Origin of the sequence: Bacillus sp. 1NLA3E, from assembly GCF_000242895.2 — a bacterium.
GTDB lineage: Bacteria > Bacillota > Bacilli > Bacillales > Cytobacillaceae > Bacillus_BU.
Genome location: NC_021171.1, coordinates 4462858 through 4484792, shown reverse-complemented (window position 1 = coordinate 4484792; position 21935 = coordinate 4462858). Strand labels below are relative to the sequence as shown.

Below are 21935 nucleotides of genomic sequence, written 5' to 3'. Positions count from 1 at the left end.
TCTTTGGGGTTCTTTTCTATGAGAAACGAGTATGTATTCCGAATTTATCCTCTGATAAGCATAATGTTGATATATTGATATTTTTGCCGATCCAGAAAAAAACTAATAAAAGGTTATTGACAAAAAAGAATAAATGGATTAATATTATCTCATATTCAAGATATATTAATTAAAGATAAATGTGTAGGAGGTGGTTAAAGTGGATGGAACATGTTCAAACAAGCCTTACCTGGCGATCATGCAAACATCTAAAGCGATTCAGGAGCAAATAAGAATAGAAATGTCTAAACATAGGGTAAGTATTACGGAGTTTGCCGTTTTAGAAGTACTTTTCCTTAAGGGGAAACAAACGATTCAGCAGATTGCTCAAAGTATTCTAATTGCAAGCAGTTCAATGACGTATGTGGTCGATAAACTAGAGCAAAAGGGTTTATTAAAAAGAAGTGCCTGTCCTGAAGATCGTCGTGCTATATATGTGACGATAACCGATACAGGTAATGAATTAATGAATCATATCATGCCGATGCATAGGGAATTGGTTGATTATATGCTTGGTTCATTGGATCATGATGAGGCAGTAACCATGGTCAGGCTTTTGGAAAAAGTAAGGAATAGAGCCATTTCATAAAAATTTTTTTGGTGAAATATCTCGAATTAAAGATAAACAGTATATTAGGAGGAAATAAAATGATTAATTTTGGTTTATTATTGATTCGTTTAGTAGTTGGTTTGTTATTCGTGGGTCACGGTGCACAGAAATTGTTTGGTTGGTTTGGCGGTTACGGATTAAAAGGTACTGGTGGTTGGATGGAATCAATTGGTATTAAACCGGGTGTGACCATGGCTCTACTTGCAGGGTTGGCAGAACTTTTCGGGGGAATTTTCTTTGCGGTTGGATTTCTTACACCGCTTGCCGGTATTTTGATTGCAGCAACAATGGTTATTGGGATTGTTAAGGTACATGGTGCTAATGGATTATGGGTAACACAAAATGGTTATGAATATAACCTAACCTTGATAGCTGTTTCAATTGGTTTAGCTTTAGTAGGACCTGGCCAATACGCTATTGACGCTTTATTATTCTAATTTATCTCGGATTAAGAATTCTTGAATTAGGAATTAATCTGATTAAAAAGGAGTGTAACTTGAATACAAGTTACACTCCTTTTTCTATTAGCCGAGGAATTTTGTTTGCTGGTTTCCGATAAATATCATATTTTCCAGTTTCATATTTGAGTAGGTGTTAAGGTATTGATTAATCGTATCGATGTTATATTTCGCTGAGCTTCTAAATAGCTGAACCGTTAAAGATGGGGTATGGGTTAAAGTGTCAATTATGTTTATTAATTGTTCATGAATGAAAGAATGATAAGCATAATCGAATTGAAGTGCTTCTACCTTTTGGTTATTGGAATTGTATTTTTGATTGTAAACCGTTTTGTTTTGTTGTGCGAGAGAAGGCATTTGCTGTTTCTTCTTGCTTTGGATGCCAATGATTTCCGTTTCGATTAGATTATAGTTTGGAATTATTTTTGTTGAGAATATTCTCTCAAGGATATTTAGGATTTCTTTTTCCATTTCTATATAATAGGTAACATTGTTAATTAATAAATCTATGTAATCATTTGAATTTCCTACTCGCTGCCTTTTGATTAATAAAGTTTGATTAATTTGGGTTTGATATTGATAACTATTTATACCACCAGCAAGTTGATTAAATAATTGTCCATAAAGTTGATTTGTTCCTTCATTATAATTAGGCTTACTAGTTTGTTTTTGGTGTTGATTATCTGGATTTCTAAAAAAATTAGAGAAAAAGCCCATCTGAATTCCTCCAATTGCCAATTTTTGTCCTACTTATATATATTAATCCAGCGCTGCTCAGTTTGCCTTATTATTTCAAAAATATTTCCTATTGTGAGATCGCAATCGCAATTTGTCGTACTTTATGCCAAAAGCGTCGCATGGTTATATTTGAAAGTAGTAAAAGATAAAGTTTTTACAGTAAAATCTACGACGCATTTTCATCCAAATGTGTATCAAATGGGGTTCAAGCTTGAACAACCGATTATGGTGCAAATTGTTTTAATCATGCGTTTGAGTTTAACAATGCCTGTATATTAAAAACATCTAAAATATTAATAAATTAAAAAGAATGATAAATATTCTGATATAATGTTAAACGAAAACAAAAGTGTCTCTTTAATCGAGCAAACTGATAAAAAACTTAGCCTGGAGTCCTCCAGGATTATTTGTATTGTCCCTCACAAAATAGAGCACCCTTTCAAACCATATCCCTTTAATTTCTCAAAACAAACATCTAGGAGGAAATACAATGTTTAAAAATGTTTCAATGAAACTAATTCAGCGTTCTAGTTATACAACTATTTTGGTTTTGCTTTTTATTATCAGCATTACTTCTTATTTAAGTTTCAATCATTTATCCGATTCATTTAACAGGATAATTGATACGGAAATTGTAAAGGTTGAAGTAGCAGCCGATCTAACCGATCATATGACTCGAGTAAGATTAGATCTCGCAAACTACTTGCTTGAAAATTCTCAAGAAAATAAAGAACGATCTCAAGAAACTTTAAATCAAGATGTTAAACAGATTAAAGAAGAAATAGTCACTTTGCGTCCTTTACTTAATGGAACAAACAAACAAAGACTAGATGAATTCGAGCATCAATTCAAAGAGTATACAGATCTGATTCCTGTAGCTATGGGAAAGTGGTCTGCTCAAGATATGAAAGGATTTGAAGCGACTTCTGTAGTGATGACTCCAATCGGCGAAAAGGCACGTACTCAATTAGCTGAAATGCGTTCTGATTTTGACAAATCATTCGAAATCGCAGCCACCGAATCAACTAATAATGTAAATAAAAGCAAGCTTATTATTATTGTTATTTCTATTATTGCAACAATAGTGAGTGTTGGGATCGTTTTATTGGTTACCAGAATTATCGGCCGATCCGTGGCAGGGGTGGTTAATAATGTAGAGATCACCACAAATTCAGTTACGGAAATAAAAAATTCAATTGATAAAACGTCTATAAGTGCAAAAGAATTAGATAACTCGATGAACGTTGCAAACGATTCTATAAGAGAACTCGTGACCTCTATTCAACAGGTAGCCGGAAACACTAATGAAACGGCTTTTGGTGTCACTGAAATCTCCGCAGCGGTTGAAGAAATGAGCGCGACAATTAGTTTAGTTGCAGGGAATGCGGACCAATTATCTGCCGCTGCTGATGAAACATCTGCAGCGATTCAAGAAATGATGGCCTCTATTGAACAAGTTGCTATAAATGTTGTGAATGCAGGCTCAGGTGTTGACCAAATTTCTGAAGCGATTGAAGAAATGAGTAAGTCCATTAAAGGTGTTAACGAAAATGCTGTAAATTTGACCGAAAGTGCAGAACAAACATCGGAAACGGTTGAGGAAATGGTAGTTTCGATCAAGAGAGTAGCGGCCAGTGCTCAAACAGTTAATACACTTAGCAACACTGTTAAGAATGATGCACTTGAAGGAACACACTCACTGAATGAAACATTGAGTGGAATGCAAGAAATTTCTGTGGTTATTAATCAAACAAGTGCTGTCATGGAAAGCTTAGGGAAGAGTTCAGAAGAAGTTGGAAATATTGTCGAAGTCATTAATGATATTGCAGATCAAACGAATCTTTTGGCTCTCAATGCGGCGATTGAAGCTGCACGTGCTGGAGAGCAGGGAAAAGGGTTTGCTGTTGTTGCAGACGAAGTCCGGAAATTAGCTGAACGGTCGGCAAAAGCAACCAAAGAAATTGCGATTATTATCAAAGGGATTCAGGATGAAACGGCTGTTGCGGTAAACTCTATCAACGAAGGTGCTATTAAAGTAAAAGTAGGAAATCAATTGGCGGATAAAACGAACCAAGCGATCAAGAAAATTACTGAAGGTATTACTCAGGTAACAGAGGAAATGAACCAAATTGCCAATGCTACGGAAGAACAAACTAAGAATACTGAATTCCTCACAGAAGTAGTTAATCATGTGACAACGCATGCGTCGGAAATGAAGCTTTCAACAAAAGAACAATCAATCATGGCAGAAGAAATTGTTAGAGGAATCAATGATACTAAAGAACAAGTTCACCAAATCTCGATGGCAACTGCCGAACAGGCGAGAGGCAGTTATGCAATTGTTAGTGCGGTAGAAAATGTATCCAATCAATCAAACTCTGTGACTAACGCCACGAAAGAACAAGCACTAACAGCTGATGAAATCGTTCGTAATATCAATATAATTAATGAAATGGTCAAGCAAATGACGATTGCGACGAACGAACAGTCAAGATATGGTCAAGATATCGCTACAGAGGTTGAGAAGGTTCGTAATCAAACTGAAGAGTTAAATGCAAGTATTGAATCTCAAACCAATGAAGTAGCAGAGGTAGCAAACGCCATAAATAATGTACATACTCAGGTGGAAAAACTAAAATAGGGGACGGTTCTCCTGCAATTAAGGCAGGAATCAATAAATGTTCCAATGCTGAGAGGATAAATTCTTGATAGAGTAAGACCAGTCAATTGTTTAATCAAACGTTTGATTAAACAATTGACTGGTCGAAAAAAGGGGGCATGACAGGAGAAATGAATCAGTAGAACCGTCCCTTAACTCTCGAATTCTGCTTTGATTTGGGCTAATGTGTCACGGTCTGTTATTAGTTTTAGTGCAGTAAGTGCCAGTGCTTTTGCTCCTGTGATAAGGGCTTGATCACCTTGAACAGAAGCGGCTGCTTCTCTAAATGGTACGGTATGTGGAATCAGGTCATCTGCTCCAATTTTTATAAATGGATGGATTGTTGGTACGACCTGGCTGATGTTTCCAGCATCTGTTGAGCCAATGCCTTTATCTTCATCAACCACCGTTTCGCCCAACTCCTCAACCACCTCTTTGAAAACTGCATCATAACTTTTATTTAATAGAAGATTATCGACTTGATTTTGAAAAGCAATCACGTTCAACTTCGCGCCGGTGGCAAATGCAGCCCCTTCGGCAACGGCCGTTACCCTACGGGTGACTTCGTTCAAATGGGCCCTAGTAGCTGCGCGAATGTAAAATCTTGCTTTTGTATATTCAGGAATAATGTTCGGTGCATCGCCACCATGGGTGATGATTCCGTGGATGCGAACATCGTCTGTGAGTTGTTGTCTTAAGGCGTTTATTCCATTGAACAGCTGAATGACAGCATCCAAGGCATTGATTCCTTCATGTGGGGAAGCTGCGGCGTGAGCCGGCTTTCCGATGAACTCAAAGTCGAGCGGATCAACAGCAAGCGACGAACATGTTAACCGTGTCTGGCTGTTAGGATGAATCATAAGTGCTGCATCAATTCCTTCAACTAGTCCGTGTTTAACAAAGCTTCCTTTGGCACTGCCGTTTGGCCCGCCTTCTTCGGCAGGGGTGCCGAAAACGACAGCTTCCCCGCCAGTTTCCTCCAATACCTTACTTAATGCAATGGCGGCGGCGACGCTGGTAGTTCCAATAATATTATGTCCGCAAGCATGGCCTAGGCCAGGGAGAGCATCATATTCTGCTAGGAATGCGATGTGGGGACCAGGTTTTTCTGATTTTTTTCGGGCTACAAATGAAGTTTCGTGTCCGGCCACTGCTTTCTCCACTTTAAATCCTTCTTTTTCAAGAATGTCAGTTAGCAGGGCGGCTGCAAAATATTCTTCGTTGCCGATTTCAGGCTTTTGGTGGATTTTATGGCTTGTTGAAAGATAAAGCTCTTTATTACTTTCAACATTTTCAATAATCGCCGCTTTTAATTCTGCTAAAGATTTGACAGGTACTGTCATGTTTCTCCTCCTCAGTGTGTTTAGCATTTTTAGAGACGCGTCAGCGCCCAGAGAATAGTGGATTTCGCTAACCTGGGCGCTTACGCTTTTCTTATTTACCAGCCAATTTTGCTTAATGGTACAAACGTTGGGATCATGTTGCCTTTGTACTCTTTTTCAATAAATTTTGCTGTATCATCCTCTTGGTAGAGCTCTGCTAATCTCTTAAGTGTTTTGTTGTTTTTGTCTGCTTTTTTAACAGCAATAATATTGAGATAAGGTGTAGCTGTTTTACTTTCATGGAAAATGGTATCCTTTAGTGGGCTAAGGCCTGCATCAACGGCAATCCCGTTATTGATGACAGACGCTGCAACATCTGGTAATGCTCTTGGTGTTTGGGCTGGAACAACTGGTACGATCTCAAGCTTCTTAGGGTTTTCTATCACTTGATCAAGTGTTGTGAAATTCCCGTCAAAGCTGTCATCTAACTTAATTAATTTAGCTTCTTGAAGAAGTAATAAGGCACGGCCACCATTTGATGCGTCATTTGGGATGGCAATTTTTGAACTATTCGGAATGTCCTTCACTTTTTTATATTTGTCAGAGTAAATTCCCATTGGGGCAAGGACTGTTGTCGCAATCGGGACAAGGTCTAGTTTGTGTTCTTTAATAAAGACATCGAAATAGGCGACGGTTTGGAATGCATTGGCATCAAGCTCGCCTTCTGCAAGAGCGGTGTTAGGAGCCACATAGTCTGAGAACTTAACGATTTCAACGTCAATTCCTTCTTTCTCAGCCTTTTTCGCTACAAAGTCCCAAATCCGAGTATCCGTTCCACTAATTCCAAGCTTGACCTTAACTGATTCATTGCTTTCTTTGTTTACTTTGTTTTCTTTGCCTTGTGTAGTTTCAGAGCAACCAGCACCAAGTACCGCCAATGTAAAAATAATGATTGATAATAATAACTTTTTCATGTTGTTTCCTCCTAGTTATCTTCGTCTGATTTTTTTTGCTAAAATATTTCCTAATGATTGTAGTCCTTGAACGATCACAATCAGGATTCCTACTGTAATGAGCATCGTGATGGTATCAAAACGCTGGTAACCATATGTAATGGCCAAATCACCAAGACCGCCTCCGCCGACTGCTCCAGCCATCGCTGATGCACCAACGAGACCAATGGTGGCAATCGTGAATGCCAGAACCAGCGAGCTGAGCGCTTCTGGAATGAGGAATTTGAAAATAATTTGCCACGGGGTGGCACCCATTGCTTCCGCCGCTTCAATAACACCGGGATCCACTTCCAGCAAGGAGTTTTCTACCAATCTTGCAATATATGGTCCGGCATAGAAGACGAGCGGGACGATTGCCGCTGCGGTTCCAATTGATGTTCCGACAATCAGCCTTGTCACGGGAATGATCGCCACCAGCAAAATAATGAACGGAACCGATCGAAAAATATTAATAATGCCACTCAATACATTAAAAAATGGCACATTCTCAAGCAACTGATTTCTCCGTGTTACGACTAACAAGATTCCCAGTGGCAGCCCAAGTATGGCTGAGAATAGGAGCGAGAAGGCGACCATTTGAATCGTTTCGACTAAAGCAGAAATGATTTGCTCTGAATTAACTAGCATGTGCGTTCACTTCCTTTATGCTTATTTCCTTCTGGTTGATATAAGTTAAAGCACGGAGAATCTCTTTGTCTGTTCCTTGGAATTCAACAATTAAGTTTCCAAAGGGTGTGCCTTGAAGCTCGGTAATATTTCCAAACAAGACATTGATATGAATATCAAACTTTTTGGCAAGTTCTGAAAGGAGCGGCTGCCCCGCTGAATTGCCGACAAAGTTAATTCGAAAGACCTTTAGCATACCTGCGTGTTTTTGAATGAGTTCTTTAATCGAATCAGGGAGTTGATCGTTCATGACTGAGCTGACAAAGTTCTTGGCCGTCTTTGTTTTTGGTGCGGAAAAGACGTCAAATACTGTGCCTTCTTCAATGATTTTGCCAGCTTCAATCACAGCTACTCGGTCGCAAATTTCTCTGATAACCGCCATTTCGTGAGTGATGATGAGGATGGTGATGTTGTATTCCTTATTGATTTTTTTCAATAGCTGTAGGATCGAGCCTGTCGTTTGCGGATCGAGTGCTGACGTTGCCTCATCACAAAGGAGAATCGAAGGCTGGGTCGCCAATGCTCGCGCTATCCCGATTCGCTGTTTTTGCCCTCCAGAGAGCTGGTCGGGATAATAATCTGCTTTGTCGGCCAACCCGACAAATTCTAGTAATTCCTGAACACGTTTCTTGATGGTATCCTTGGGAACTTTGGAAAGAGTGAGCGGCATGGCCACGTTGGCAAAGACGGTTTTTGAGTTTAATAGATTAAAGTGTTGAAAAACCATCCCGATATTTTTCCTGATTTCCCGGATATATTTGATGGAAAGGGAGGTCAGGTCGTGGTTATTGACGATGACTTTCCCAGAGGTCGGCCGCTCTAACGAGTTTACACATCGGATTAGTGAACTTTTGCCTGCACCACTGAAGCCGATGACTCCGAAAATCTCCCCCTTATTGATTTTTAAATTAACTCCATCGAGCGCGGCAACCCGCTGCCCGCCACTTTCATAAACCTTTTTTAGACTCTGAAATTCGATCATGTAGCATGACCCCTTTTTGGGAAACTTCCCGTTTTTGGTAAAATAAAAACCCTCTTCTAGAAATAAGAAGAGGGTATGCCAATGCAAAATAAAGGCAAGAAGCTCTTCTTATCTCCCAAGCGATCTGCTTGCTGGATTTGGCACAGTCTCCAATTGGATTCCGCTGCCGAGGTGTCATAGGGCCAGTCCCTCAACCTCTCTGGATAAGAAAATGATTATTCAATTAAAATAAAAAACCTCTTCTTGAAAAAGAAGAGGGCAAATTGATAAAATACGTTAGTCCTCTTCTTATCTCTCAAGTTTTACTTGCTGGATTTGGCACAGAATCAGTAAAGCTCCGCTGCCGAGGTGTCATAGGGCCAGTCCCTCAACCTCTCTTGATAAGAAGTAATTTCGAATTATTTAATTATTTTTTTAACTTGTGTATTAATTTAACGCAAGAAAAACAAAATGTCAAATTTTTTTCTAATGGGGATGCAAAATAAGTCGTCAACTCTTACCTAAAACAGATTTAATAATGATTTCATTTCGCTTAACGTTGACGGGGTTAGCAAGTGTATCGCCAATTGGGCATTTGCTTTCTACAAATGTTACAAATTCTTCTACTCTATCTCTTGGCGCATCTGTTTCAATATGAATGTTGTAGCGAATATCACTATATCCTGGTCGTACATCAGACAAATTCAAAAAACCGTCGGTATTAAGCTCTCCTTCAACCTCTATCCAAAGTTTTTCTAAGTTGATTTTAAATTTTTTAGCATACACCCGGGCGACAATAGCTTGACATGCCCCTAATGCAGATAGTGCCAACTCAACAGGATTCATTCCTGTATCAGTTCCACCGAGTTCTTTTGGCTCGTCAATTGTAATCTCAAAATTTCTCGACCGTACTTTAACTTGGACTCCGTCTTGTAAATGAGCAGTAGCTTTGAATAATGTTTTGGGCATATTAAAGACCTACCTTTCTCAATTTAAAAACTATCGACCTCACCTACGATTATAGACTTCTATTTTCCCAAATTGTATTAATAACATGCTAACTCTTAAATAATATTGGAAAGAATAGGGGGAGGTTAACGGAGTAAATTATACATCTTAACAGAGTCTTCACCATTTTTAATTAATATTGTAGAAGTTAATTAATAAATAATCTTTAATATATAATGTAGGTAGGCTAAAGTGTACCTTTTATGTTATCTAGCAAAGGAGTGTTGGTATATCGAGGGGCCAAATAATGAGCTTGTACCTAAGGGGGAAATGGGTGTGGTTAAGGTGAAGAGAGATTTTGCCAGTTTTATTCCTAAGATTCTTCAAATCGTTTTGAATTCTTCTCTCGTTTTCCTAGCAATTATTTTATCATTTCTATTAGTGAAGGAATTATTCATTTTTTGTAAATTGTTGGTGGAGGAGGGAAGCCATCATAATTATAATGTTTTTCTTGAAAGTATTCTTATTTTCTTTTTATATTTTGAGTTTATTACTATGATTGTTAAATATTTTAAAGAAAGCTATCATTTTCCGCTTAGATACTTTATTTATATTGGCATCACGGCAATGATTAGATTAATTATTGTTGAACACTCTAATCCAGTGAGTACATTACTTTATTCATTTGTCATCTTAGTCCTTATTATTGGATACCTCATCATAAATCTAACTCCTCGTGACAGACCTGAAAGCAGTTGGTATTTTAAATTAATGAAAAACAAATAGAAGCTTTATTATTCTAATTTACCGTGAATTAAAAATTCTTGAATTGGGAATTGATATGGTCAAAAGGAGTGTAACTTGTATTCAAGTTACACTCCTTTTTCTACTTATGCGTGGAATTTTGTTTGCTGGTTTCCGATAAACATCATATTTTCCAGCTTCCAATTTGAGTAGGTATTAAGGTATCAATTAATCGTATCGATTATATTTCGTTGCTTCTAAACAGCTGGCTCGTTACAGCTGGGTTGTTTTTTGAATATATAGGTTTCCTTTTCTAAAATGCCCAAAAAAATCTCTGATATTTTCGGGTCGAATTGGATACCTTTATTTTGGGTAATTTCAAGGATAGCATAATCTAGATCATTATCCTCCTTATAAGCGCGCTTTGAAATCATGGCGTCAAAAGAATCAGCGATAGAAATGATGCGGGCAGAAAGAGGTATTTCCTCTCCTTTTAATCCATAAGGATATCCTTTTCCATCATATCGCTCATGGTGGTATAGAACCATATCTAAAATCCCACTTTTTTTAAAAGAGGAAACGTATTTAACTATTTCATATCCTAATATGGGATGTTGCTTAATAATTTCATATTCATTTTCATTTAATGTCATTGGCTTAGACAAGATAGATTCAGTGATTCCGATCTTACCAATGTCGTGTAATAATCCACCTATATAAACCGATTCACATTGTTCATTGGGTAATTTCATTTCTTTAGCAATCATCAAGGCATAATTTGCAACACTCTCAGAATGATTTCCTACATTAGTGTCTCTTGAATCCAATGATTTAGCTAGGGTCAATATTAATTCAGTTTTTTGTTTTTTAGTTTCAATGTATTTTTTCGTACCTTCTGATGATATATAGGTTACGATCAAGTATACAATCAAGCGGGTTAGGAAGGCAGTGGGATGTGTGATTTCTTCAGGATCAGCTATTACTACGCGTAATACCACAACTAATGAACAAGATAGAAATAAAAACCATTTAGATTTGTTTGAAAAGGCAGTACCTAAAAATATCACCGTAAGAACGTTCAGAGAATTAAAATGAAGCACCCAACTAGTAATGATTGGTGCCAAGATCAAAAACATATAGAAAAGGGATCGGAAAACAAGGGAATTATCAGGGGGAAAGTCCAGTTTTGATAACATATATCACCTCGAAGGTAAGTTATAAAAAAATATTATTAAAGGGGATAATGGTTTCAACATAAACTATACACTAAATTCAGAAATAGAAGCGGGAACAGTTGTGTTAAATTTTGAAACTTTGATCTTATGGTTGGTAAATCGGATTACCTCAAGCGGAATGTAGTCTGGTTATTGTGAATAATATAATAAATTGGAAGTGAATAAATACCAGGTCCTTTTTGTATCGGGTCGAGTCTATACATAACAAGGAGTCCTGAGTGCTATCCCTTTCAGCGGAAATGGGCTAGTCTCCCCAGGTCGTCATTCCAAACACCTAGTTCATTATATGTTAACATTCATATGATACGATAGAACAATAATGACAGACGAAGAGGTGGTAGTAATGAATAAACGAATGAAATTAGGCTCTATCGCAGTCGCACTACCTCTTCTCATCATTGGCTTTAAAACTGAAACAATGAAGGTTCTGTTATCGGGTAATATTGAGTCATTACAAAACTTATCCCATGGAAGTTTATGGCTCCTTTTATTTTTCACACTGCTGTTGATGACGATTCAAAATTTGTTTACAATCATTCCTCTAATCTTATTAATCTCAATCAATGTGTCTCTGTTTGGGTTTACAGGTGGTTATATTTGGAGCTGGTTGATAAGCATTGCCGGCGCCACGGTTTCTTTTTTAATAACCCGCTATTGGTTTCAAGATTTCTTTGCTAAATACGTAAATAGCCAATGGGAAAGCAAGATAGAAGAGAACGGGTTTGGCGTTGTGTTTATTGGAAGGGTTATGCCTTTCATGCCTACCAGTGTAGTTAATATTGCCGCTGCCATTAGTTCGATCCGATTTATGAAGTTTTTCTATGCAACAGTACTAGGAAACATGATTTATTTTTTTATTCTTTCATCCATCTCACTCGGCATTTTATCTATTCCATGGGAAAACAGTTTATATGTGGTTTCTGCCGCATTTGCCTTATTAGTCATCATGGTCATAAGGAAGCGAAGAAAGAAAGCGGGCCGCACTCCAATGACACCACCCGAATAGGGCCTGGTGTTAGCAAGAAGGATTAATATACTCAGAGGAAAGGAGAGCAATCACATCAGTGTGATTGACTCTCCTTTTTGGTTTCAATTCTAAACGGAAACCATTGTATGTTTTCTTTAATATATTGAAAAGCATATAGAAGTAGTGCTCTAAAGATATGGAGTACCAAGTATGGTAGCTGTTTTAATTTTGCCAATGAAAAGATCTTAAACTGTTTTGTATATTTTAAGCCAACGAAAATAAACAATATATGAAAAATTGTATTAGTAATAAAATATACAAAGAATTTCCCATAGGTCCATTTTAATACCCAAAAACTTGAGACAAAGTAAGGGCCCCAGTTTAGGAAATCCATGCTATTTAGCGGGGGAATTCCTTTATAAAACGTCCACCATTTGTTACGTTGCCCAATTATATCTAGTATTTTCGTGAAGCTACAAATAAATAAAGCACCTGGAAGATATCTTTTAAATGTATCTTTACCTAATAATGGTAGGGTTAGCCAAGGGAGAATTAACATAGCGACTAGAAATATTTTTGAGTTTTTCACCTACGCTTATACACCTCCTATAATAAGAGTGTGTATTTTGATTGGAAATTATTACAACGAATTGATTTATTTTTAATTGCTCTTTGCTAATTGCCGATTTCCTACGAAAAATGGTATTTTAATCTGTAGATAAGTGGTATCATCGTTTTTAAATGGTTGAACGTGAAGTGAGAGAAATTGTTTGATTAAAGGCTGAGAAGAGATTGGATGGTACTAAATCAATGACCTATTTATATACATACGCTTATCCTGAGGATGAACGCTCTTTGTGTGCTATGGAAATGCGTTCTTTATTCGGAAAAGAGTCGAGATCTAGTATTTTGGAAAGCCCTGTGAAAATCGACCCATCGCGAAGTCCGTTTATCAAAGGAAGAATTGCAGTGCTTTTTGAAGGGGACACTCTTGACGAGCTTCTCGAACAGGTAGAAACATTGCCATTAAATGGGGCAACGTTTAAGGTGGTTTATGTAAAAAATGGTGATCTTGCTGAAAAGGAAAGTTTCGTGAAGAGGCGGACGATTGAGCGAGAGCTTGGATTACATATCGATGGTGAGGCTGATTTACATGATCCAGAGCGCTTGTTTGCTGTAATGAATGTCAGCGGCAGCTGGGTTTTTGGAGAGTATCTTAAAAGTGTGTCTGTTTGGTTCCAACACCAAAAGAAGCCAAATAGTTACTCCGTTGCGCTCAACACGCGTGTTGCCAGGGCGGTCGTCAATATTGCCATTCCGAATCCGAGTGGGATTAAGGCAATCGACCCTTGCTGTGGAATTGGGACCGTGCTCGTTGAAGCCCGTTCGATGGGAATTAATATTGTAGGTAGCGACCGCAATCCACTTATCCTGCCAGGAGTTCGGGAAAATATTCTTCACTTTGGACTTACTGGCGAGGTGAATTTAGCAGATATCCGTGATATCACAGAGGATTTTGATGTGGCGATTATCGATTTGCCTTACAATTTGTGTTCGGTGATAACGCCTGAAGAGCAGCTGGAAATGCTCCAAAGTGCGCGCAGGTTTGCCAAGAAAGTGGTTGTGGTGACGGTCGAGCCGATTGATCATGTCCTTGTAACCGCAGGATTTTCCATAGTAGATCGTGCTGTCGCAAAAAAAGGGTTATTTACTCGTGAAGTGATCGTGTGTGAGTGATTTTGGATTTATTTTTAAAAAATAAGGAGGGCAATCACAGATCATGTTGGTTGGCTTCTTTTTTTTGATCTCAGGGAGTCCACCTCAGAACATATTTATGTTAGCTGAATATCATGTGATGGACCATAAAGAGTGAGGTGGGCTTAACATGATCCCAAAGTACCCGTATTATTCCGTTCAAACAACCTGTAAACAAACTCCCGTTACGTTTCCGCCGCAACATCAAGAAAGACAACCAGGGTTAGAGTATTTGATGAACCCAACTCCGATATCCGATAATCCTCAGTATGTTGGAAGTGGAAAATTAACAGACAAGGTCGCTATTATCACTGGAGGAGATAGCGGAATCGGCCGGGCCGTAGCGATTGGATTTGCAAAAGAAGGGGCAGATGTGGCGATTGCTTATTTATACGAGCATGAAGATGCCAATCTGACAAAGAGAATGGTTGAACAATACGGTCGCCGCTGCTTGTTAATCCCAGGAGATCTGCGGGAAGAATCAGTCTGTCGTGATGTAGTACGAAAGACTTTGGCCTGCTATGGAAAAATAAATATTCTTGTCCTTAACCAAGGCGTCGTGTTTCCTCAGGAAAGTATCTTAAACATTACAAGAGATCAATTAGAGGATACTTTTCGTACTAATATTTTCCCGCTTTTTTTCATCACTCAGGAAGCATTGCCTTATTTACAATCCGGAAGTTCCATTATTAGTACTACTTCTGTGGCTGCCTATGCAGGGGTTCCCATGTTAGTTGATTACTCTTCAACCAAAGGTGCCATTGTTTCATTTACTCGATCCTTGTCATCGCAGCTAGTTAAGTATGGGATAAGAGTGAATGCGGTGGCTCCTGGTCCTACTTGGACTCCATTAGTTGTTTCAGGCTTTTCTGCGGAATATGTAAAAACATATGGTGCAGGCACGCTGATGCAGCGTGCTGGACAGCCGTTTGAACTGGCTCCGACCTATGTTTATTTAGCCTCAGACGATTCATCTTATGTCACTGGTCAAATCCTGCATGTAAATGGAGGAGGGATGATGGGGACATAAGATGGGTATCTTTGGAAGGCGCTAGGCACCTTCCATTAATCTATGAACTTTTTGAACACTAACACAGCATTATGCCCACCAAATCCAAAACCATTGGAAAGAGCATAGTTTACTTCTGCTTGAATGGATTCGTTCGGAACATAATCAAGATCACATTCTTCATCAGGGTGTTCATAATTAATTGTAGGGGGGATCGTATCCTCCATGATGCTTTTAAGTGTAATGATGGCCTCGACTCCGCCTGCTGCTCCAAACAAGTGTCCTGTCATTGATTTGGTCGAGCTTATTTTTAATCTATAGGCATGGTCCTTGAATACATTTTTTATGGCTTTGGTTTCAGATTTATCCCCTTCAGGTGTACTTGTGCCATGGGCATTGATGTAATCAACATCCGTAGGCTGGATTTGGGCCATGTCTAGGGCAAGCTTCATCGCTCTTTCTGCCCCATGAAAATCAGGAGTAGTAATGTGGTGAGCATCGGTTGTAGATCCAAAGCCAATGATCTCACCTAAGATAGTCGCACCTCTATTTTTGGCATGCTCATATTCTTCGAGCAACAGGATTCCTGCTCCCTCTGACATGACAAAGCCATCTCTGTCTTTGTCAAATGGTCGACTTGCTTTTTGCGGTGAATCATTATTAGTGGACATGGCTTTCATTCTTGAAAAACCGGCAAATGCCAGCGGATTAATCGAAGCTTCGGATCCTCCCGCAAGGATTGCGTCAGAATAGCCATGCAGAATATTCAAGAATGCTTCTCCAATTGCTTGGTTTCCAGTGGCACATGCAGACACTGGGGAGAAACTCGGTCCTTTAAAACCAGTTTTAATGGCCACGATGCCAGCAGCCATATTACTAATCATCATCGGTACCATGAATGGAGACACTCTTCTTGGCCCTTTTTCTAATAGGGCTTTATGATTTTCTAACACAGTATTAATACCGCCAATTCCTGAGCCGATGTAAACGCCCAATCGATGTGCATCAGTGGATTCCGGGTTCAGTTTGGCTTGATTTAATGCTTGCTGGGCGGCAGCATATGCATATTGTACAAATAAATCATATTTACCTAATTCTTTTTTATCAAAATATTGTTCTGGCTGAAAATCGTCGATAAAGCCGCCAATTTTTGTGTTTATATCCTCAAAACCGTTCTCTTGGATTTTTTTAATCCCAGATTTTGCAGCTTTTATATGACTCCAAAACGTATCTACATCATTTCCTAATGGGGAAATGACACCATATCCTGTGATGACAACTCGACGTTTAATATATAAAACCCCCTATAGAAACCAATCGGTCTCTTTTTTTATAAAAAAATATAGACCACTCAGCTAAAAAGAATTCCACTTAGCTGTGCAATGACCATTTCTAGATAGCTCTCATCTTTGTACAATCGGCTTAACGCAAGGGCACCCTCAAGCGATGAAATAACGAATACGGACATTTGATCAGCGTTGATGTCCATTTTGATTTCACCGTGGTTCTGGCCATGTTGGATTATGCCATTAATCAGTCTGATTAATGCGGTAAATCCCTCTTTGATTGAATCCTCGAATTCGATTTTTGAATCATCGGCTTCAATTGAGGCGTTCATTAATGGACAACCTCCGATTATGATGCTGTCCTGTTGTAATGTCTTAAAAACAGAGATAAAGGCATAGAATTTTTCGTGTGCGGTGCTTTTTGAGGCGACGGCACTCTTATAATTTTCTTTCATTTTATTAAAGGCATAAGAAAATGATGCGTTCGCCAAGCTATCTTTATTTTCAAAATGGTTATAGATCCCGCCTTTCTTGAGACCAGTGGCAGCCATAATATCAGAAATAGAGGTCGATTTATACCCATTTCGGTTGAATAATGAAGAGGATTGCTCGATAATATAGTTCTTTGTTCGTTCGCCTTTATTCATATGCTACTCACCTCCCTATGTGCAAAAAAAGAACGTTCGGTCTTTTTATTATTAAATAATGCAGTCCTTTCTGTCAAGCCATTTTGTTTCAGATACTTGTTTGGCTCCAAGAAGAATAATTGCTATCATTAATGAAAAGATTTGTTTTGAAAAAATAATGAAGATAAGCGGGAAGCGGTGTCGCATATGATGGCTGGAAAGAAAATCAAAGTGATTATTACAGGTTCTACTGGGATGGTAGGGGAAGGGGTTCTGCACGAATGCCTTCAGGATCCAAAGGTAGAGCAGGTATTGGTTATCAATCGTAAACCTTGCGGGGTTACCCATCCCAAATTAACGGAAATTGTCCATGGCGATCTGTTTGATTTAAGCCCAATCGAACACCTGCTGAGCAATTACGATGCATGCTTTTTCTGCCTAGGTGTTTCGTCAGTCGGCATGAAGGAAGCGGAATTTAGCAGGATAAGCTATGATTTAACTCTTTATGTCGCTGGTGTTCTTTCCCGATTGAATCCAGAAATGGTCTTTTGTTATGTGTCTGGAAGCGGGACAGACAGCAGTGAGCAGGGTAGAGTCATGTGGGCTCGAGTGAAAGGAAGAACGGAGAACCATTTGCTTCAGTTGCCTTTTAAAAGAGCATACATGTTTCGCCCAGGCTACCTTCATCCGACCAAAGGGTTAAAGAATACGCACCGTTATTATCATGCCATTTCATGGATGTATCCTGTCATGCGTCTTGTTTTTCCGCAGCATCTCCTTACTTTAAGGGAGCTGGGTATTGCGATGATTCATTCCGTCAGTGAAGGCTATGAAAACTCCATTCTGGAAAATAAGGATATAATAACGTTGGCTAGTAAGTAAGAAGAGAAGCTGGAATTTCTTGAAGTGAGCGTGTGGGCATATATCCTGAAAGTTGAGTTTTTTCTGGCCCATTATTGTGTTAATTTGTTTTTTAATTCAGGCGCAATTTATAATACGATTCCTCTGACCCAAACGGACGGACACAGAGGACCTTATTTTGATAAAATTACCCATTTTTTAGATTTATCGGACACAGGATACCTTATTTTAATAAAAAACACTGAATCATGCCCGCTTTCTAATGAATAAGGGCCCTGATGTCCGTTAACCTATCAAGCCCCCCCCTTTATGCATTAATAGCGGCATTGATGTCCGCAAACATGAATATAATGTTTACTCAAATGCCTCAAAGTTGCAACAAGAAATGTAGGGGTACACCAGTGAGTGTACCCTAGCAAATCGATGTGCATTTTCTTTTTACGATGTTTTAATCAAACGTTTGATTAAAGAGGCGACTGATGTTTAACAACCTACAATGCAGTCAGGATTCTGACTAATAACGCGATCCGTTCTGGGATATCCTTTAGCGTAATATGCTCATTAGAAGCATGAGCTCCATCCCCGACTGGACCAAGTCCATCAAGAACAGGTACGCCTGTAGCTGCAGCAAAATTTCCGTCGCTCGTCCCACCAGCCGTCACTTCAGTTAATTCAAATCCTTCTAGTTTTGCTTGCTCAGCAGCAAGACGGAATAACCGTTCGGTTTGCTCTGTTCGTTCCATTGGCGGCGTAATAAATTCCCACTCTACAGAGACCTTCGCTTCAGGATGAACAGGCTTTAATGCTGCCGAGCGGTTTTGTACGCCAGGCATTGCCGACTTTTTAGCTACACGCACATCCACAATCGCTTCTGCAAATTCAGGTACCACATTTACTGCGGACCCTCCTTTTATCATCCCTACCGAGAGGGTGGTACCTTCTTGATAATCTGTCCATGATTGAATGGCGAGGATATGCTGGGCCAATTCTGCAATCGCATTTACCCCTTTTGCATGGTCATTCCCGGCATGTACCGCCCTTCCGTGTACCGTTACCTTGAACTCTGCGCCCCCTTTTCTACTCGTTTTCAATGATCCATTGCCAAAAGCAGGTTCAAGCACGAGCACTGCACAACTTTTCGCAGCTTCTTCCTGGATGTACACTCTAGAAGAAGGACTCCCCATCTCTTCATCTGTATTCCATATAAAAACAATTCGTTTGTTTAAAGGAAGATTAAATTGTTTAATGGCCTTTAACGCAAAATAGGCAAAAATGATGCCTGCCTTCATATCATATGTGCCCGGCCCATATACCTTCCCTTCTTCGATTCTCCAAGGCTCAACTTCTAGGGTGCCAATGTCCTTTACAGTATCGAAATGTCCTAAAATAAGGATCTGTTCCGCTCCTTCTCCATATTCCAAGCGCAGTTGATCCCCATATTCCTTTTGTTGATTTCGTGTAAAACGGCACCCGAGTTTTTCAAACTGTTGTTGAATATAAGAACCCAGTTTATCCACTGCTTGCTTATTTGAGGAAGGACTCTCCATCTCTACATAGGTTTTTAATTCCGTTAGAATCCCATCAATATTATCTTGAAAATATTTACTCCAATTTTGCATATAAAAAACCCCTCTCTTATTTCCACATTTCCGCATGTATGTTTTATCATAATTTTCTTAATAGTAATAGGGACATATTAACCGCCAATTTATCAAATAATCGGTAAATTGCATATTTATTTTTATTTTAGTATAACTATAAATTTCTAGTTGAAAAACTATTCTCGTATAATTATAATAACAAAGGTGCTGGATAATAATAAAAAAATTAACATAAATATTCGAAAGGGTGTTAGATTTGAAAAAATCTTTAATCATTATATTAACAATTATCATGACTATGGGCCTTTTAGCTGCCTGTGGAACATCAAAGGATCAGGATAAAAAGTCCACTAGCTCACAAGGAGATACAAAAAAAGAAAAATTGGTTATGGCTACATCTGCAGATTACCCTCCTTATGAGGATTATGACACAACATCTGGAAAAATCATCGGATTTGATGTAGACGTTGCAAAATATATTGGAAGCAAATTGAACTTCGAAGTTGAAGTTAAAGACATGGATTTTAACGGATTACTTCCAGCTTTACAGTCTAAGCGTGCCGATTTCGTAATGGCCGGGATGACTCCGAAACCAGAACGTAAGAAGAACGCTGATTTCTCTGATATTTATTTCGAAGCAAAAAACACAATAGTAGCTGATAAAGATTCCAACTTCAAAACTTTAGAAGACCTAAAAGGCAAAAAAGTAGGCGTACAGCTTGGATCCATCCAAGAGAGTGCAGTAAATGAGGTAAAAGGCATTCAGGTTGTATCTTTAAACAAAATTCCTGAAATTATTCAAGAGCTTAAATCTGGTCGGATTGATGCAGCAATTATTGAGGACACTGTTGCAAAAGGATATACAGGATCCAACAAGGATCTTAAATTCACCGAGATTCCAAACACTGAGCTTGCTGGATCGGCGGTTGCTTTTCCAAAGGGTTCTACTCATGTTGATGATTTCAACAAAGTATTAAAAGAAATGAAAGAAAACGGTGAAATGGATCGTTTAGTTAAGAAATGGTTTGAGGCAAAATAAGCTAGAGGGAGAAGTGTAGGGCATGCATTTACAATTTAATCAAATCGTGCCCTATATCCCTTTTATCTTACAAGGGATATTGGTCACGCTACAATTTACCATTCTTTCAACCATCATCGGGTTTATATTGGGGATTGTGCTGTCGCTTATTAAAATTTCCAGTATTAAGCCGTTAAAATGGATAGGCATATTTTATACGTCGATTTTTCGAGGAACACCATTAATATTACAAATTGCACTAATATATTATGCTACACCGCAATTAACGGGTTATAATATTCCAGCATTGCAAGCGGGTGTCATCGCATTTGCGCTTAATTCAGCTGCCTATATTTCGGAAACGATTCGTGGTGGAATTTTGGCAGTAGATAAGGGTCAACGAGAAGCAGCTTTATCTTTGGGTGTTCCTTATCGACAAATGATGAAGGATATCATTCTTCCGCAGGCTGTAAAGAACATTCTTCCGGCATTGGCTAATGAGAGTATTGCATTGTTGAAAGAATCAGCCCTGGTATCAACCATCGGAGTGACGGATTTACTCCGCCGTGCCAGCATTGTTGGGGCTAAAACATTCTTGTATTTTGAACCGCTCCTTATTGTTGGTGTGATTTATTACGGAATGGTTTTACTGCTAACATTCGGTGCCCGTTTATTAGAAAGGAGACTTCGTCGTAGTGATTAAGGTAGAAAACGTTTATAAAGCATTTGGGAAATTAGATGTATTAAAAGGGATTTCTACTGAAATTAAAAAAGGTGAAGTCGTGGCGATTATCGGTCCGTCTGGTTCCGGAAAGTCCACTTTCTTACGGTGCCTGAACTTACTTGAAATTCCTACGAGCGGAAAGATAGCGGTGAATGGTAAGGAAATTACCGATCCCAAAACCAATATCACTTCCCTACGGCAGCATATTGGAATGGTGTTTCAACATTTTCATTTGTTCCCTCATAAAACTGTCCTGCAAAATATGACGTATGCTCCTATCACAGTTAAAAAAGTCTCGAAAGACGAAGCTGATAAAAAGGCGATGGAGCTTTTAAAGCGGGTGGGTTTAGAGGATAAAGCAAATGAATATCCTTCTAAGTTATCCGGAGGGCAAAAGCAACGTGTAGCTATTGCCCGAGCTCTGGCGATGGAACCGGAAATCATGTTATTTGATGAGCCTACATCTGCCCTCGATCCGGAAATGGTTAAAGAGGTATTGGACGTAATGAAATCTTTAGCCCATACCGGAATAACGATGGTGATTGTGACTCATGAAATGGGCTTCGCACGGGAAGTGGCGGATCGCATCTGCTTCTTGGATGAAGGAAGATTGATGGAGGATTCAACCCCTCAAGAATTTTTTGCACAACCAAAGAGTGAACGTGCCAAGGCATTTCTTGAGAAAATTTTATAAA

General features: G+C 38.9%; 21 protein-coding genes, 1 pseudogene and 2 riboswitches. Of the genes and pseudogenes, 12 read left to right on the top strand and 10 right to left on the bottom strand.

All coding sequences use genetic code 11. The annotated features are described in order from the left end of the window. Nucleotides 1-199: 199 nt before the first annotated feature. Both B1NLA3E_RS21510 and B1NLA3E_RS21505 read left to right on the top strand, forming a co-directional pair. Nucleotides 200-628: a MarR family winged helix-turn-helix transcriptional regulator gene (locus B1NLA3E_RS21510; RefSeq protein WP_015595926.1), complete on the top strand. Its 429-nt coding sequence runs from the start codon at nt 200-202 to the stop codon at nt 626-628. Between the two features lie 59 nt (nt 629-687). Then, a complete protein-coding gene (locus B1NLA3E_RS21505; RefSeq protein ID WP_015595925.1) occupies nt 688-1086 on the top strand; it encodes a DoxX family protein in 399 nt (132 codons plus the stop codon). A gap of 87 nt (nt 1087-1173) precedes the next feature. On the opposite strand, the gene B1NLA3E_RS21500 is transcribed toward B1NLA3E_RS21505, so the two are convergent. Continuing rightward, nucleotides 1174-1824, bottom strand: coding sequence for a hypothetical protein (locus B1NLA3E_RS21500; RefSeq protein WP_015595924.1), 651 nt, complete (start codon nt 1822-1824; stop codon nt 1174-1176). A gap of 511 nt (nt 1825-2335) precedes the next feature. On the opposite strand from B1NLA3E_RS21500, the pseudogene B1NLA3E_RS26110 reads away from it, so the two are divergent. Next, nucleotides 2336-2863: pseudogene (locus tag B1NLA3E_RS26110) on the top strand (MCP four helix bundle domain-containing protein); the annotation flags it as partial. A 219-nt stretch (nt 2864-3082) separates the two neighbouring features. Beyond that, nucleotides 3083-4486, top strand: a complete 1404-nt coding sequence (locus tag B1NLA3E_RS21495; RefSeq protein ID WP_442852673.1) for a methyl-accepting chemotaxis protein — start codon at nt 3083-3085, stop codon at nt 4484-4486. Nucleotides 4487-4656: 170 nt separating this feature from the next. Here the strand turns inward: B1NLA3E_RS21495 and B1NLA3E_RS21490 are convergent, their stop codons facing one another. From B1NLA3E_RS21490 to B1NLA3E_RS21465, 5 genes are all read right to left on the bottom strand, one after another. After that, complete coding sequence (locus B1NLA3E_RS21490; RefSeq protein ID WP_015595922.1) at nt 4657-5847, bottom strand: M20 family metallopeptidase; 1191 nt, start codon at nt 5845-5847, stop codon at nt 4657-4659. Nucleotides 5848-5942: 95 nt separating this feature from the next. After that, complete coding sequence (locus B1NLA3E_RS21485) at nt 5943-6800, bottom strand: MetQ/NlpA family ABC transporter substrate-binding protein (protein WP_015595921.1); 858 nt, start codon at nt 6798-6800, stop codon at nt 5943-5945. A gap of 15 nt (nt 6801-6815) precedes the next feature. Continuing rightward, nucleotides 6816-7466 carry a methionine ABC transporter permease gene (locus B1NLA3E_RS21480; RefSeq protein ID WP_015595920.1) on the bottom strand — a complete coding sequence of 217 codons (651 nt, stop codon included), beginning with the start codon at nt 7464-7466 and terminating at the stop codon, nt 6816-6818. Then, the gene (locus B1NLA3E_RS21475; protein ID WP_015595919.1) at nt 7456-8487 is read right to left on the bottom strand and encodes a methionine ABC transporter ATP-binding protein; all 1032 of its coding nucleotides are present in this window, start codon (nt 8485-8487) and stop codon (nt 7456-7458) included. The genes B1NLA3E_RS21480 and B1NLA3E_RS21475 overlap by 11 nt, the downstream gene beginning before the upstream one ends. A 105-nt stretch (nt 8488-8592) precedes the next feature. Then, a riboswitch (SAM riboswitch) is annotated at nt 8593-8697 on the bottom strand. Between the two features lie 75 nt (nt 8698-8772). Then, a riboswitch (SAM riboswitch) is annotated at nt 8773-8874 on the bottom strand. A 102-nt stretch (nt 8875-8976) separates the two neighbouring features. Then, nucleotides 8977-9435 (bottom strand): OsmC family protein, encoded by a 459-nt coding sequence (locus tag B1NLA3E_RS21465; RefSeq protein ID WP_015595918.1) that lies wholly within the window; start codon nt 9433-9435, stop codon nt 8977-8979. Nucleotides 9436-9744: 309 nt separating this feature from the next. Here B1NLA3E_RS21465 and psiE point away from each other — a divergent pair, with 309 nt between their 5' ends. Continuing rightward, on the top strand, nt 9745-10200 hold the full coding sequence (psiE, locus tag B1NLA3E_RS21460; protein WP_041581265.1) for a phosphate-starvation-inducible protein PsiE: 456 nt from the start codon (nt 9745-9747) through the stop codon (nt 10198-10200). 215 nt (nt 10201-10415) lie between these two features. Here psiE and B1NLA3E_RS21455 read toward each other — a convergent pair whose 3' ends face one another. After that, the gene (locus B1NLA3E_RS21455; RefSeq protein ID WP_187292123.1) at nt 10416-11282 is read right to left on the bottom strand and encodes an HD-GYP domain-containing protein; all 867 of its coding nucleotides are present in this window, start codon (nt 11280-11282) and stop codon (nt 10416-10418) included. Nucleotides 11283-11736: 454 nt separating this feature from the next. Between B1NLA3E_RS21455 and B1NLA3E_RS21450 the strand changes: the two genes are divergently transcribed. The 3 genes from B1NLA3E_RS21450 (at nt 11737) to B1NLA3E_RS21435 (ending at nt 15145) form a co-directional block, all read left to right on the top strand. Then, nucleotides 11737-12399, top strand: a complete 663-nt coding sequence (locus B1NLA3E_RS21450; RefSeq protein ID WP_051120180.1) for a TVP38/TMEM64 family protein — start codon at nt 11737-11739, stop codon at nt 12397-12399. A gap of 771 nt (nt 12400-13170) precedes the next feature. Then, nucleotides 13171-14097: a TRM11 family SAM-dependent methyltransferase gene (locus tag B1NLA3E_RS21440; protein ID WP_051120179.1), complete on the top strand. Its 927-nt coding sequence runs from the start codon at nt 13171-13173 to the stop codon at nt 14095-14097. Between the two features lie 148 nt (nt 14098-14245). Next, on the top strand, nt 14246-15145 hold the full coding sequence (locus B1NLA3E_RS21435; RefSeq protein WP_015595912.1) for an SDR family oxidoreductase: 900 nt from the start codon (nt 14246-14248) through the stop codon (nt 15143-15145). Nucleotides 15146-15180: 35 nt separating this feature from the next. On the opposite strand, the gene fabF is transcribed toward B1NLA3E_RS21435, so the two are convergent. Continuing rightward, nucleotides 15181-16416 carry a beta-ketoacyl-ACP synthase II gene (gene fabF, locus B1NLA3E_RS21430; protein WP_041580777.1) on the bottom strand — a complete coding sequence of 412 codons (1236 nt, stop codon included), beginning with the start codon at nt 16414-16416 and terminating at the stop codon, nt 15181-15183. Nucleotides 16417-16475: 59 nt separating this feature from the next. Beyond that, complete coding sequence (locus B1NLA3E_RS21425; protein ID WP_015595910.1) at nt 16476-17057, bottom strand: TetR/AcrR family transcriptional regulator; 582 nt, start codon at nt 17055-17057, stop codon at nt 16476-16478. Between the two features lie 186 nt (nt 17058-17243). On the opposite strand from B1NLA3E_RS21425, the gene B1NLA3E_RS21420 reads away from it, so the two are divergent. Then, a complete protein-coding gene (locus B1NLA3E_RS21420) occupies nt 17244-17918 on the top strand; it encodes an NAD-dependent epimerase/dehydratase family protein (protein WP_015595909.1) in 675 nt (224 codons plus the stop codon). A gap of 470 nt (nt 17919-18388) precedes the next feature. Here B1NLA3E_RS21420 and B1NLA3E_RS21415 read toward each other — a convergent pair whose 3' ends face one another. Further along, the gene (locus tag B1NLA3E_RS21415) at nt 18389-19516 is read right to left on the bottom strand and encodes a M20 family metallopeptidase (RefSeq protein ID WP_015595908.1); all 1128 of its coding nucleotides are present in this window, start codon (nt 19514-19516) and stop codon (nt 18389-18391) included. Nucleotides 19517-19754: 238 nt separating this feature from the next. Here B1NLA3E_RS21415 and B1NLA3E_RS25075 point away from each other — a divergent pair, with 238 nt between their 5' ends. From B1NLA3E_RS25075 to B1NLA3E_RS21400, 3 genes are read left to right on the top strand one after another with little or no spacing between them, the layout of a single operon-like run. Beyond that, on the top strand, nt 19755-20537 hold the full coding sequence (locus tag B1NLA3E_RS25075) for a transporter substrate-binding domain-containing protein (protein ID WP_015595907.1): 783 nt from the start codon (nt 19755-19757) through the stop codon (nt 20535-20537). Nucleotides 20538-20559: 22 nt separating this feature from the next. Beyond that, entirely contained in the window at nt 20560-21219 is a 660-nt protein-coding gene (locus tag B1NLA3E_RS25070) for an amino acid ABC transporter permease (RefSeq protein WP_015595906.1), read from the top strand. Next, on the top strand, nt 21212-21934 hold the full coding sequence (locus B1NLA3E_RS21400; protein ID WP_015595905.1) for an amino acid ABC transporter ATP-binding protein: 723 nt from the start codon (nt 21212-21214) through the stop codon (nt 21932-21934). The genes B1NLA3E_RS25070 and B1NLA3E_RS21400 overlap by 8 nt, the downstream gene beginning before the upstream one ends. Nucleotide 21935 lies beyond the last annotated feature (1 nt).

Bases quoted from the DNA above. Each gene is read 5' to 3' on its own strand.
- B1NLA3E_RS21505 (WP_015595925.1), top strand. From the start codon at position 688: ATGATTAATTTTGGTTTATTATTGATTCGTTTAGTAGTTGGTTTGTTA.
- B1NLA3E_RS21435 (WP_015595912.1), top strand. From the start codon at position 14,246: ATGATCCCAAAGTACCCGTATTATTCCGTTCAAACAACCTGTAAACAA.
- B1NLA3E_RS21480 (WP_015595920.1), bottom strand. From the start codon at position 7,466: ATGCTAGTTAATTCAGAGCAAATCATTTCTGCTTTAGTCGAAACGATT.
- B1NLA3E_RS21485 (WP_015595921.1), bottom strand. From the start codon at position 6,800: ATGAAAAAGTTATTATTATCAATCATTATTTTTACATTGGCGGTACTT.
- B1NLA3E_RS21415 (WP_015595908.1), bottom strand. From the start codon at position 19,516: ATGCAAAATTGGAGTAAATATTTTCAAGATAATATTGATGGGATTCTA.
- B1NLA3E_RS21495 (WP_442852673.1), top strand. From the start codon at position 3,083: ATGAACGTTGCAAACGATTCTATAAGAGAACTCGTGACCTCTATTCAA.
- B1NLA3E_RS21465 (WP_015595918.1), bottom strand. From the start codon at position 9,435: ATGCCCAAAACATTATTCAAAGCTACTGCTCATTTACAAGACGGAGTC.
- B1NLA3E_RS21420 (WP_015595909.1), top strand. From the start codon at position 17,244: ATGATGGCTGGAAAGAAAATCAAAGTGATTATTACAGGTTCTACTGGG.
- B1NLA3E_RS21425 (WP_015595910.1), bottom strand. From the start codon at position 17,057: ATGAATAAAGGCGAACGAACAAAGAACTATATTATCGAGCAATCCTCT.
- psiE (WP_041581265.1), top strand. From the start codon at position 9,745: ATGGGTGTGGTTAAGGTGAAGAGAGATTTTGCCAGTTTTATTCCTAAG.
- B1NLA3E_RS21450 (WP_051120180.1), top strand. From the start codon at position 11,737: ATGAATAAACGAATGAAATTAGGCTCTATCGCAGTCGCACTACCTCTT.
- B1NLA3E_RS21500 (WP_015595924.1), bottom strand. From the start codon at position 1,824: ATGGGCTTTTTCTCTAATTTTTTTAGAAATCCAGATAATCAACACCAA.
- B1NLA3E_RS21475 (WP_015595919.1), bottom strand. From the start codon at position 8,487: ATGATCGAATTTCAGAGTCTAAAAAAGGTTTATGAAAGTGGCGGGCAG.
- B1NLA3E_RS25070 (WP_015595906.1), top strand. From the start codon at position 20,560: ATGCATTTACAATTTAATCAAATCGTGCCCTATATCCCTTTTATCTTA.
- B1NLA3E_RS21440 (WP_051120179.1), top strand. From the start codon at position 13,171: ATGACCTATTTATATACATACGCTTATCCTGAGGATGAACGCTCTTTG.
- B1NLA3E_RS21490 (WP_015595922.1), bottom strand. From the start codon at position 5,847: ATGACAGTACCTGTCAAATCTTTAGCAGAATTAAAAGCGGCGATTATT.